This window comes from Haemophilus haemolyticus (assembly GCF_003493605.1).
Classification (GTDB): Bacteria; Pseudomonadota; Gammaproteobacteria; order Enterobacterales; family Pasteurellaceae; genus Haemophilus; species Haemophilus haemolyticus_J.
In genome coordinates, this window is record NZ_QQKA01000016.1 from 1 (window position 1) to 11,182 (window position 11,182).

14 protein-coding genes and 1 rRNA gene are annotated in these 11,182 nt (G+C 37.8%); 11 read left to right on the top strand and 4 right to left on the bottom strand.

Annotated elements, in window-relative coordinates:
• The 10 genes from rrf to rseB all read left to right on the top strand — a co-directional run.
• Positions 1-86 (top strand): 5S ribosomal RNA (gene rrf, locus DV424_RS09075); the annotation flags it as partial.
• Between the two features lie 224 nt (positions 87-310).
• On the top strand, positions 311-820 hold the full coding sequence (gene def / locus DV424_RS08680) for a peptide deformylase (RefSeq protein ID WP_118859740.1): 510 nt from the start codon (positions 311-313) through the stop codon (positions 818-820).
• A gap of 93 nt (positions 821-913) precedes the next feature.
• Positions 914-1,870: a methionyl-tRNA formyltransferase gene (fmt, locus tag DV424_RS08685; RefSeq protein ID WP_118859741.1), complete on the top strand. Its 957-nt coding sequence runs from the start codon at positions 914-916 to the stop codon at positions 1,868-1,870.
• Positions 1,870-3,222 carry a 16S rRNA (cytosine(967)-C(5))-methyltransferase RsmB gene (gene rsmB / locus DV424_RS08690; RefSeq protein WP_118859742.1) on the top strand — a complete coding sequence of 451 codons (1,353 nt, stop codon included), beginning with the start codon at positions 1,870-1,872 and terminating at the stop codon, positions 3,220-3,222. Before fmt ends, rsmB begins: the two co-directional genes overlap by 1 nt.
• A 12-nt stretch (positions 3,223-3,234) precedes the next feature.
• Entirely contained in the window at positions 3,235-4,611 is a 1,377-nt protein-coding gene (gene trkA, locus DV424_RS08695) for a Trk system potassium transporter TrkA (protein ID WP_005633005.1), read from the top strand.
• Between the two features lie 74 nt (positions 4,612-4,685).
• Positions 4,686-5,072, top strand: a complete 387-nt coding sequence (mscL, locus tag DV424_RS08700) for a large-conductance mechanosensitive channel protein MscL (protein WP_118859743.1) — start codon at positions 4,686-4,688, stop codon at positions 5,070-5,072.
• Between the two features lie 94 nt (positions 5,073-5,166).
• Positions 5,167-5,424 (top strand): FAD assembly factor SdhE, encoded by a 258-nt coding sequence (locus tag DV424_RS08705; protein ID WP_118859744.1) that lies wholly within the window; start codon positions 5,167-5,169, stop codon positions 5,422-5,424.
• 108 nt (positions 5,425-5,532) lie between these two features.
• On the top strand, positions 5,533-6,111 hold the full coding sequence (rpoE, locus tag DV424_RS08710) for an RNA polymerase sigma factor RpoE (RefSeq protein WP_005627595.1): 579 nt from the start codon (positions 5,533-5,535) through the stop codon (positions 6,109-6,111).
• A gap of 17 nt (positions 6,112-6,128) precedes the next feature.
• Positions 6,129-6,716 carry a sigma-E factor negative regulatory protein gene (locus DV424_RS08715; protein ID WP_118859745.1) on the top strand — a complete coding sequence of 196 codons (588 nt, stop codon included), beginning with the start codon at positions 6,129-6,131 and terminating at the stop codon, positions 6,714-6,716.
• An 85-nt stretch (positions 6,717-6,801) separates the two neighbouring features.
• Positions 6,802-7,749: a sigma-E factor regulatory protein RseB gene (gene rseB / locus DV424_RS08720; RefSeq protein ID WP_118859746.1), complete on the top strand. Its 948-nt coding sequence runs from the start codon at positions 6,802-6,804 to the stop codon at positions 7,747-7,749.
• A 40-nt stretch (positions 7,750-7,789) separates the two neighbouring features.
• Here rseB and DV424_RS08725 read toward each other — a convergent pair whose 3' ends face one another.
• From DV424_RS08725 to apaH, 3 genes are all read right to left on the bottom strand, one after another.
• Positions 7,790-9,124: an NAD(P)/FAD-dependent oxidoreductase gene (locus DV424_RS08725; protein ID WP_118859747.1), complete on the bottom strand. Its 1,335-nt coding sequence runs from the start codon at positions 9,122-9,124 to the stop codon at positions 7,790-7,792.
• A 102-nt stretch (positions 9,125-9,226) separates the two neighbouring features.
• Positions 9,227-9,850 carry a glucose-6-phosphate 1-dehydrogenase family protein gene (locus tag DV424_RS08730; protein ID WP_118859748.1) on the bottom strand — a complete coding sequence of 208 codons (624 nt, stop codon included), beginning with the start codon at positions 9,848-9,850 and terminating at the stop codon, positions 9,227-9,229.
• 9 nt (positions 9,851-9,859) lie between these two features.
• Positions 9,860-10,687, bottom strand: coding sequence for a bis(5'-nucleosyl)-tetraphosphatase (symmetrical) ApaH (gene apaH / locus DV424_RS08735; RefSeq protein ID WP_118859749.1), 828 nt, complete (start codon positions 10,685-10,687; stop codon positions 9,860-9,862).
• Positions 10,688-10,801: 114 nt separating this feature from the next.
• Here apaH and DV424_RS08740 point away from each other — a divergent pair, with 114 nt between their 5' ends.
• Entirely contained in the window at positions 10,802-10,999 is a 198-nt protein-coding gene (locus tag DV424_RS08740; protein WP_118859750.1) for a glycosyltransferase family 25 protein, read from the top strand.
• 20 nt (positions 11,000-11,019) lie between these two features.
• Here DV424_RS08740 and DV424_RS08745 read toward each other — a convergent pair.
• The coding region (locus tag DV424_RS08745; RefSeq protein WP_154099475.1) for an IS3 family transposase at positions 11,020-11,182 on the bottom strand (163 nt) is incomplete at its 5' end.

The following is an 11,182-nucleotide window of genomic DNA, read 5'->3' on the forward strand; positions in this document are numbered from 1 at the left end:
TGAACCATACCGAACTCAGAAGTGAAACGCTGTAATGCCGATGGTAGTGTGGGGCATCCCCATGTGAGAGTAGGGCACCGCCAGGTTACCAAATACATATCTAAATTAAGTAAAAACAGAAGAACCCCAGTTGAAGGACTGGGGTTTTTGCTTTTTGGGAATTTACTCATTATTTAAATAAATAAGACTCTAATTTTAATTTTCAATAAGTAAGTGATTTTTCAACTCATATGAAGTCACATTCCTATAAATGTTTTATTAGCTGTGCTACAATCTCGCTAAAATTCTACCCTTAAAAACAAGAGAAATTATGACCGCACTTAATGTATTAATTTATCCTGATGATCACTTAAAGGTTGTCTGTGAGCCTGTTACTGAAGTTAATGATGCAATTCGTAAAATTGTTGATGATATGTTTGATACGATGTATCAAGAAGAAGGTATTGGTTTAGCTGCACCTCAAGTAGATATTTTGCAACGTATTATTACTATTGATGTTGAAGGTGATAAACAAAATCAGATTGTCTTGATTAATCCTGAAATTTTGTCTTCTGAAGGTGAAACGGGAATTGAAGAGGGATGCTTATCCATTCCAGGGTTCCGTGCGTTGGTTCCTCGTAAAGAAAAAGTGAAAGTGAGAGCGTTAGATCGTGACGGTAAAGAATTTACTTTAGATGCGGATGGTTTGCTTGCGATCTGTATTCAACACGAAATTGATCATTTAAATGGAATTTTATTTGTTGATTATCTTTCTCCACTTAAACGCCAGCGCATTAAAGAAAAGTTGATTAAATACAAGAAGCAGATTGCGAAAAGCTAAAACGTAGGGTGGGCTTTAGCCCACCAATCATTTCAAAAAATGGTGGGCTGAAGCCCACCCTACTTCCTATCAATCGCCATAACGTAGAACATTATGAAATCACTTAATATTATTTTTGCTGGTACGCCAGATTTTGCTGCACAGCATTTACAAGCCATTCTAAATTCTCAACATAATGTGATCGCTGTTTATACTCAACCTGATAAACCAGCTGGTCGCGGTAAAAAACTGCAAGCAAGCCCTGTTAAGCAACTTGCTGAGCAAAATAACATTCCCGTTTATCAACCTAAATCCTTACGTAAAGAAGAGGCGCAGTCTGAATTAAAAGCGTTAAATGCAGATGTAATGGTTGTTGTCGCTTATGGATTAATTTTACCGAAAGCTGTATTAGACGCCCCTCGTTTAGGTTGTTTGAATGTGCATGGTTCTATTCTTCCTCGTTGGCGAGGAGCTGCACCCATTCAGCGCTCAATTTGGGCTGGTGATGCACAAACGGGTATAACCATTATGCAAATGGATGAAGGTTTAGATACAGGTGATATGTTACACAAAGTCTATTGTGATATTTTACCGACTGAAACTTCAACAAGTCTTTATAACAAACTGGCAGAGCTTGCTCCATCAGCATTAATTGATGTTTTAGATAATATTGAAAACGGTAAATTTATAGCGGAAAAACAAGATGACAGCCAAAGTAATTATGCCGAAAAACTTTCTAAAGAAGAGGCTCAATTAGATTGGTCGCTTCCTGCAATGCAACTTGAGCGTAATATTCGTGCTTTTAATCCTTGGCCGATTGCTTATTTTTCAACGGAAGATAAGGATGGCAATGCTCAAACTTTAAAAGTGTATCAAGCGGAAGTGTTGCCTCATCAAGATAAACCAGCGGGAACTATTTTAAGTGCGGATAAAAATGGCATTCAAATTGCGACTGTCGATGGTGTCTTAAACTTATTGCAATTACAACCTGCAGGTAAAAAGCCTATGTCTGCACAAGATTTATTAAATGGCCGTGCAGAATGGTTTACTATTGGTAAGGTGCTTGCATAATGAAAAAATTTTCTTCTAAAACTATCAAAGTAAAAAATTCAGTAAAAATGACCGCACTTTCGACCAGAGCTATTGCTGCAAACTTAATTTTGCAAGTATTGGATGAGGGCAAATCCTTGTCGGCGTTAATTCCAGAAGTGCAACTTTCTGTAAAAGCCCAAGATTTGCCCTTACTACAAGAAATTTGTTTTGGCGTGTGTCGCGTATTGCCTCGCTTAGAGCAAATTATCAAACGTCTTGTGGATAAGCCGCTTAAAGGTAAAACTCGCATTGTTCATTGCTTGTTACTTGTAGGGTTATACCAATTACTTTATATGCGAGTGCCTGCTCATGCGGCAGTTGATGAAGTTGTGAATGCAACAAAATCATTAAAATCTGATAGTTTTAGAGGATTAGTGAATGCGGTTTTGCGTAGGTTTTTACGTGAGCAAGGTGAAATTTTGGCCATTATCGATAAAAATTGGCAAACGCTTCACCCTGAATGGTTCGTGAATAAATTAAAAAAAGCCTATCCGAATTGGCGTGAGATCATTGAGGCGAACAATCAGAAACCACCAATGTGGCTACGAGTGAATTCACAAAAAAACGCCCTCGAAACTTACCGCACTTTACTTGAAGAACAAGGTATTTCTTCGAAAACAAGCCATCATCCTAATGCGCTATGTTTAGATATACCGATTGCTGTGCAAAAATTACCGCACTTTGAAGAAGGGGCGGTTACGGTACAAGATTTGAGTGCACAGTGGGCGGCAACGTTGCTTGATCCAAAAAATGAGGAGTGGATCCTTGATGCTTGCGCGGCACCAGGCGGTAAAACGACTCATATTTTAGAACTGGCACCTCAGTCTAATGTGATTGCATTAGATGTTGAATCTCATCGCTTAAAACGAGTAGAAGAAAATCTTGAACGTTTAAATCAGCAAGCGATAGTGGTGTGTGGTGATGCGAGTAAACCTGACGAATGGTTAGCTGAAATCGGTAAAAGTGCGGTGAAATTTGACCGAATTTTACTTGATGCCCCTTGTTCTGCAACAGGGGTGATTCGACGCCACCCCGATATAAAATGGTTACGTAAAGAAAGCGATATCGCTCAGCTTGTTGAACTACAGAAGAAAATTCTGAGTGCACTTTGGGAAAAACTTAAGCCAAACGGTATTTTGCTTTATGCGACTTGTTCTGTATTGCCAGAAGAAAATTGCGAACAAATCCAAGCATTTTTAAATGCCCACGCGGATGCGGAGTTATTGCCATTACCTTTTAGTGATGATAAAAGTGCGGTGGGTTTTCAATTCATTCCGCAACCAAATAGTGGCGATGGGTTCTATTATGCGAAATTGCTTAAACGAGCATAAAGGAGGGCGATAATGAAAATCATCATTTTGGGCGCAGGTCAGGTAGGAACAACGCTTGCCGAAAATTTGGTTAGTGAAGATAACGATATCACACTCGTTGATAACGAGTCCCCACAGTTACAAGCCTTACAAGAAAAGCACGATTTGCGTGTGGTACAAGGCTCTCCATCATCTCCAAAAGTGCTTCGTGATGCAGGTGCGGCTGATGCAGATTTAATGGTTGCCGTAACAGCCTCTGATGAAATCAATATGGTAGCCTGCCAAATGGGCTATACATTATTTAATACACCAACGCGTATTGCCCGTATTCGTAATTCAGAATATTTACGTGAAAAAGATAAGTTATTCAATGATGAGAATGTACCTATTGATCATTTGATTTCGCCTGAAAATCTTGTGACAGATGAAATTACACGTTTAATTGCTTATCCAGGGGCATTACAAGTCGCCCATTTCGCGAATAATCGTATTAGCATGGTTGTGGTAAGAGCTTATTATGGTGGTCCTTTGGTTGGATATGCGCTTTCCGCATTTCGTGAACATATGCCACATATTGATTGTCGTATTATGTCTATTTTGCGTAACGGCAAACCGATTCGCCCGCAGGGGTCTACTATTGTTGAAGCTGGTGATGAAATTACTTTTATTTGTGCAACTGAGCATATAAAAGCAGTAATGAGTGAACTTCAGAGATTAGAAAAACCTTATAAACGTGTAATGATCGTCGGGGGCGGAAATGTTGCCGCTGGCGTAGCGAAATGTTTGGAAAATGTTTGTACCGTAAAATTAATTGAGCGTGATGAAGAACGGGCTAATTTGTTAGCTGAAAAACTTTCAAAAACCTTGGTTTTTTATGGTGATGCGTCTGATCAAAATTTATTGTTTGAAGAACATATTGAAAATGTCGATGTGTTCCTTTCATTAAGTAGTGATGATGAAGCTAATATTATGTCTGCTTTATTGGCAAAACGTTTGGGAGCCAAGAAAGCAATGGTGCTGATTCAACGAATTGCTTATATAAACCTGATTCAAGGTGGAAGTATTGATATTGTGGTTTCACCGCAGCAAGCAACTATTTCTGCTTTGCTTGGGCATGTTCGTAAAGGTGATGTGAAAAATGTGGCTACATTACGACATGGTATCGCTGAGGCTATTGAAATTGTCGCGCATGGTGATGAAAGCACCTCCAATGTGGTAGGGCGCAAAATCGGTGAGTTGCGTTTGCCTATGGGAACCATTATTGGTGCTTTATTGCGTGGTAATGATGTAATTGTTGCACGACGCCAAGTTGTGATTGAAGAAGGCGATCATGTAGTGATTTATTTGAGTGATAAGAAGAATGTGCCTGAAATTGAAAAATTGTTCCAGCCAAGTGCATTCTTCATTTAACGATTTATTTACTTTTAAGATCGGCTGATTATAATCGTCGCTCTTTTTATTCAATCTCTAAAGGAAAAATTATTATGAGTTTTATTAAGGAATTTCGCGAATTTGCAATGCGCGGTAATGTTGTAGATATGGCTGTCGGTGTGATTATCGGTGGTGCGTTTGGTAAGATTGTAAGCTCACTTGTCAGTGATATTTTTATGCCTGTGTTAGGTATTTTAACGGGTGGTATTGATTTCAAAGATATGAAATTTGTATTAGCTCAAGCACAAGGCGATGTTCCTGCAGTTACTTTAAACTACGGTGTGTTTATTCAGAATGTGATTGATTTCATTATTATTGCTCTTGCAATCTTTATGATGATTAAGGCACTTAATAAAGTGAGAAAACCAGAAGAGAAAAAAGCAGGTCCTACATCAGAAGATTTGCTCACAGAAATTCGTGATTTATTAAAGAATAAATAATGAAATTGAAAAATAAAGGTTGGTAAATATGCCAACCTTTTTTTATTGTTATTTTTTAGGCTATAATCGGCCCCTAAAATTTAAGGAATTAAAAATGGAAAAATATAATAAACCCCGTATTGAATGGGATTGCCGCCGAGGAATGTTGGAGTTGGATAAAATCATTATGCCTTTTTATTTGAAGCATTTTGATGAATTAACAGATGACAAAAAAGATATATTTATTCGTTTATTAGCAAGTACAGATCTGCAGCTATTTTCTTGGTTTTTTAATCGTGGCCAATCATCAGATTCAGAAATTCAATCTATGGTGGAATATATCCAAAACGTACAAAAAATCACAACTAATTAAAATTATTAAGATACGTATGAACTTTTTTCACACACTTGTGTCTGAGATTGCAACAAGAGCTTGCTGTCTTGAATATTAAGGCGTGTTAGATATTGGCATAGGAGAAATATGGCTGAACAGCTAACAGATCAGGCTTTGGTAGAAAGAGTGCAGCAAGGGGATAAGAAAGCCTTCAATTTGTTGGTTTCTCGTTATCAGAATAAAGTGGCGGGGCTTTTGACTCGCTATGTGTCACGTAACGATATTCCTGATGTGGTGCAAGAATCCTTTATAAAGGCTTATCGCTCAATTGAATCTTTTCGTGGCGAAAGTGCTTTCTATACATGGCTTTATCGAATTGCCGTCAATACGGCAAAAAATTATTTAACGGCTCAAGGGCGTCGTCCACCTAATGAAGATATTTTAGCTGAGGATGCTGAAAATTATGATGTGGGTACGCACTTGCGGGATGTAGATACACCCGAAAATGAAATGTTATCTAGTGAACTTGAACGAATCGTGTTTAGTACGATTCACAGTTTGCCAGAAGATTTAAAAACAGCAATCACCTTGCGAGAGCTAGAAGGCTTAAGCTATGAAGAGATTGCAGAAATTATGGATTGCCCTGTTGGTACTGTTCGTTCTCGTATTTTCCGCGCAAGGGAAATTATTGAGAATAAAATTCAGCCACTGATGCAACGCGAATAAAAATGTCGGAGTTTACTATGCAAAAAGAGCAACTTTCAGCCTATATGGATGGCGAACAAGTCGAGGCTGGCTTGACAGATGCTTTATTGAAAGACGAAGAATTACAAGAATCTTGGCAGGCATTCCATGCTGTACGAGCAGTGATGCGTAAAGAAAGCGCCTTGTTTCTAGGGGCTGATTTTACCGTTAAAATGGCAGGTTTAATTGAATCTGAAGAAGTGAAGAAAGTCGATGTCATTGCGGTGTCTCAACCTGAACCAGAAGATGCGCATAATTCTGCATTTATGCAAAAATTAAAAGCGTTCTTTGCGCCAATGACGCAAGTTGCTGTTGCTGCTGGTGTATGTTTAGTGGCGGTACTTGGTGTTCAATCTTTCAATAATAAAAACGATGCGTCTAATTTACCTGAGACTCCAGTGTTGCAAACCTTGCCATTTAATAATGCAGTTCAAGAGGTTAGCTATAATGCGCCGAGTAAAGATACATTGACATCGGATCAGCTTGAACAAAAAAGTCGTCGTATTGGTGCGATGTTACAGAACTATGAATTACAACGTCGTATGCATGTCGATGCATTAAATGTAAGTAGTAATAGTCAGAAATAATACGATTAGTTCAGTTAGTTTATGTTAATTCACCACCTAATATGTTATTTAGCGTGGTGAATTTTTATCCTTTAAATTTATTTTTATGAAAAAAATCGCGTTAAAATTCACCGCACTTTCTCTTTCTTTACTATTAAGTAGTATTGCTTCTGCTGAAGATCTTTCTGCAAAGCAGTCTTTAGATAAAATGACACAAGCATTGGATAATCTCAATTATGAAATTGCCTTTGTTCAAACAACGCCATCAAATATGGATTCCTTTCGCTATCGTCATATTAAGAAAGATAATAAAACTTATGCGCAATTAGTAACGCTTGATGGACGTCAACAAGAAATTATTCAACGTGATAATTTAGTCAGTTATTTTCAGCCAAATACTCAAGCATTTACGCTTAATAGTGGCAATATCGTCGATGCAATGCCGGCCGTTGTTCGTGCTGATTTTGATAAACTTTCTTCAGCTTATGATTTTATAAAATTAGGCAAAGATCGAGTGGCAGGGCGTTTTGCTGACACGATTCGTATCGTCCCTAAAGATGATTTCCGATATCAGTATTTAGTCTTTGTCGATGAAGAAAATGGTTTATTATTACGTGGCGATATGCTTGATAGTGAAGGTAAATTACTTGATCAGTTTAGAGTTGTAACGCTTTATATCGATGATAGACTAAGAGGATTGACGGAGTATATTAACAAGGTCTCAATGCCCCCGTTATTGAAAGAAAGTAAAAATGAACAAAGTTCAGATATAACTTGGTCTGCAGGTTGGTTGCCACAAGGTTTTTCTTTAATTCGATATACTCAAGAAACATTGGAAAATGAAGTGATAGATAGTGCGCTATATAGCGATGGTTTGTTCACTTTTACGCTATTTGTTTCTAATGCTGGTTCTAATGTATTACCTGAAAATACTTGGAAACAAGGGGCCTATACGATTTATAGTGAAGTGCGTAGCGGAAAAGAAATTACGTTTATCGGGCAGTTGCCAATAGCTGCAGCTAAGCGTATTGTACAAGAAGTTAAATTTCGATAGGAAGTGCGGTGATTTTTCACCGCACTTTTGTCTTTAACGATTAGTGTAATTTTAATCTTGGTTTTAAATAACGATTAAGTTTATCAACCAGAATAATCAATCCAATTTTAATGCAACCATGTAAAGCATGTTGATGCATTCTATACAAAGATACATAGGCAAATTGTGCAAATTTACCCTGAATGGTAAGAGGATTTTTTCCAAATTTATTCGAAATACTGCCTAATGCAGTAAAGCTCGAAAGAGAAACCAAGGTGCCTTTATCGTTATATTTAAATGCTTTTAATGGTTTTTGCTCAAAAAATGCAAAGATATTTTTTGCACAAGCTTTTGCCATTTGATGTGCGGCTTGAGCTCTTGGCGGGACTAATTTACCGTTTGGCTGCGTTAATGCTGCACAGTCGCCAATGGCAAAAATACTGTCATCAACGGTTGTTTGAAGCGTGTCTTTTACCACTAATTGATTGATTCGATTGAGTTCTAATCCATCAAATTGTTGTGTCACTGTTGAAGTGCGAACGCCTGCCGCCCAAACAATGAGATCTGCCTTAATTTCTTCCCCGTCTTTAGTGATAAGGGTATTGGGTTGAGCTTCGGTGATCATTTTATTTAATTTCACGTTCGCGCCCATTTCTTGTAACTCGTCTAATACCGCAGCAGATAAATCTTCGGGTAGTGCTGGTAGTAAGCGAGGTCCTGCTTCAACAAGTGTGACTTGTAAACATGAGTTATCAATCTTGCCATAGCCGTAAGAAGATAAATCTTCCGTGGCATGATAAAGCTCAGCGGTTAATTCCACACCAGTTGCGCCACCGCCAATAATCGCAATATTTACTTTGCTTTCATCGACTAATTTCTGTTTAAATTCTTCTTCACCAATATCATCTAAAGCACGGTTCTCTGAGAATTTAAGGAATAATTCCAACATTTTTTGCTGAAAGCGCAACGCTTGACCTGAACTGTCTAAGAAAATACAGTTATCAGCTACACCTTTTGTGTTGAAATCATTTGATTTGCTACCAATTGCAACCACTAAATAATCGTAAGGAATTCGGCGAGCAACGACGAGCATATCGCCTTCTTGCCCATAAACAGGGGCGAGTTCAACATATTTTTGTTCACGATTAATACGAGTGATTGAACCCTGTTCAAAACTGAAATGGTGATTTTTACCATGTGCGCGATAGCTAAGAGAATCTACGCCATCATCCATTACGCCCGTTGCAATTTCATGCAATAAGGGTTTCCATAGATGAGTGGCATTACGATCCACAAGTGTCACCTTAGCTTGTCTTTTTCGACCTAATTTATCACCTAAGAATGTCGCTAATTCAATGCCGCCAGCGCCCCCGCCAACGATCACGACGTTTTTCATAAAGCTCTCCTAAAAGTTTAAATTGTTAAAAATGTTAAATTAATGTAATGATAACATAACAACTAAACAGGGCGAAAAACTTTCATGAAAATAACCTCACTTTTATTGATGGCAATATTCGTAGATTGGTTGTAATGCTTGAATAGTTTGAGTGATAAAAGAGACGGGATTTATTTGATTGATCTCCGATTTTTCAATGCTTTTTCCTATGCACCAAAAATCTTCTTCTGAGCGTAAAATGAGATCGTTTTTAGTTATTTGTTTTACTTGGCGAAAATCATCATATTCACTTTCATCTTCTCGCCAAATATCAAAACCAGCAAATTGTTTGAAATCAAATTGATCAAGCCACTGATTATATTGTTGCACATTAATTTGTGAGCGATCAGCACGATAGCAATGCCAATCTAAGCACACTCTTAGTCGGCGACGATTTAAGAGCACAGAAAAGATTGCTGCAGAATTTTGGTTAAACTCGTATTTAAAATAAGCGAAGAAATGTGCTCGAACCTGCCAACCATTGGTCCAGCTTTCAATATGCGGTTTTGCAAAAGGCGTACCGAGTTGTGCTGAAACAGATTGAATTATCGCTTTCCAGTTATCCCAATGTAATTTGTAATTAGCTTTAATCGCCGGAATATCTTCCGGGCAGAATTTTTTCATTTGGGCGAATTGATAGAAAGGAATATTGAACAGTTCACAAGATTCGGCAGTAAGCGAAAGCATAGCGTTTCCTTAAAAATCACTGTAATTTTTGACCGCACTTTGTGTGAAGAACTGTTTGTCTTCCCAACGCAACATGGTCATTCTATTATTCCACACACAACCAGTATCCAAGGCATAAATACCTTGTGGCGTCGGCTCATCGACTAAACTTGCCCAATGCCCAAAGACAATGGGAATTTGTTTATAAAGTGGATTATCTAAATTAAACCAAGGCGTGAGCTCTGCTGGCGCATCTTTTAAAGGGGATTTACAAGCAAAATCAAAGCGATGATCCAAATAGCAAAAACGCATTCGAGTAAAAGCATTAATAATGTAACGATGACGCGCTAAGCCCTGCAAATCTGGTGACCAGCGATCAGGCTGTTCGGAATACATATTTTCAATAAGATAATGAAAATCACCGTGTTGTAAAATCTGTTCAACTTCAGCTGCACAAGATTTCGCCGTTTCCAAATCCCAATCAGGCGAAATGCCTGCGTGAGCCATCAGGAAATTTAATTCTTCATTATGAACAAGTAATGGCTGATGGCGTAACCAGTCAATGAGTTCATCAAAATCGGGTGCATTAAAAATAGCATCGACACGATCACGAGGTTTCACTTTTTTAATACCCAGTGCGGTCGCAATTAAGTGTAAATCGTGATTACCTAGTACGGTTTGCGCGGCATTACCGAGTGATTTTACGAAACGAAGACATTCAAGTGATTTATCCCCACGCGCCACAAGATCCCCCACGAGATAAAGTTTATCTTGCGTAGGATTGAAGCTCACACGTTCTAATAAAAGCTGTAATTCATCATAACAGCCTTGCAAATCACCGACGAAATAGGTTGCCATTTTTGCTCTTCTATAAATAAATTTTGAGAATTTTAACACAGACTTTTATTGTTGATTTATTCTTTTCGTATAGTAGAATGCAAAAAATTTAGTTATTTCCATTTTTATTTAAATATGAGTGCTATTGAAAATATTGTCATTAGTATGGAGAATGCAACTGAACGTCGCAAACATATTACTAAGCAATTTGAATCAAAAAAACTTTCATTTAGTTTCTTTAATGCGTACACTTATCAATCAAACTCCATATTACATAATATAGAGGAATCTAGAATACTTACTAAAGGAGAAAAAGGCTGTTTAATGATCTGACCCCAAAAAGTTAGACTGATTTAGTTCAAGGACTGAGTTCTGTAATTCACAGGGCTGAGTCCTTTTAGTTTCCCCTGAATGCGCTCATGGTTGTAATAATGAATATATTCATGAATCGTTTTTTCCAGTTGTTCGAACGTCTCAAATCGTTTGCCGTAATAACATTCCGTTTTTAATCGCCCA

Excerpts from the sequence above, each read along its gene's own strand:
- trkA (WP_005633005.1), top strand. The coding sequence starts at position 3,235 with ATGAAAATCATCATTTTGGGCGCAGGTCAGGTAGGAACAACGCTTGCC.
- DV424_RS08725 (WP_118859747.1), bottom strand. The coding sequence starts at position 9,124 with ATGAAAAACGTCGTGATCGTTGGCGGGGGCGCTGGCGGCATTGAATTA.
- DV424_RS08705 (WP_118859744.1), top strand. The coding sequence starts at position 5,167 with ATGGAAAAATATAATAAACCCCGTATTGAATGGGATTGCCGCCGAGGA.
- fmt (WP_118859741.1), top strand. The coding sequence starts at position 914 with ATGAAATCACTTAATATTATTTTTGCTGGTACGCCAGATTTTGCTGCA.
- rseB (WP_118859746.1), top strand. The coding sequence starts at position 6,802 with ATGAAAAAAATCGCGTTAAAATTCACCGCACTTTCTCTTTCTTTACTA.
- apaH (WP_118859749.1), bottom strand. The coding sequence starts at position 10,687 with ATGGCAACCTATTTCGTCGGTGATTTGCAAGGCTGTTATGATGAATTA.
- rsmB (WP_118859742.1), top strand. The coding sequence starts at position 1,870 with ATGAAAAAATTTTCTTCTAAAACTATCAAAGTAAAAAATTCAGTAAAA.
- DV424_RS08730 (WP_118859748.1), bottom strand. The coding sequence starts at position 9,850 with ATGCTTTCGCTTACTGCCGAATCTTGTGAACTGTTCAATATTCCTTTC.
- mscL (WP_118859743.1), top strand. The coding sequence starts at position 4,686 with ATGAGTTTTATTAAGGAATTTCGCGAATTTGCAATGCGCGGTAATGTT.
- def (WP_118859740.1), top strand. The coding sequence starts at position 311 with ATGACCGCACTTAATGTATTAATTTATCCTGATGATCACTTAAAGGTT.
- DV424_RS08740 (WP_118859750.1), top strand. The coding sequence starts at position 10,802 with ATGAGTGCTATTGAAAATATTGTCATTAGTATGGAGAATGCAACTGAA.
- rpoE (WP_005627595.1), top strand. The coding sequence starts at position 5,533 with ATGGCTGAACAGCTAACAGATCAGGCTTTGGTAGAAAGAGTGCAGCAA.
- DV424_RS08715 (WP_118859745.1), top strand. The coding sequence starts at position 6,129 with ATGCAAAAAGAGCAACTTTCAGCCTATATGGATGGCGAACAAGTCGAG.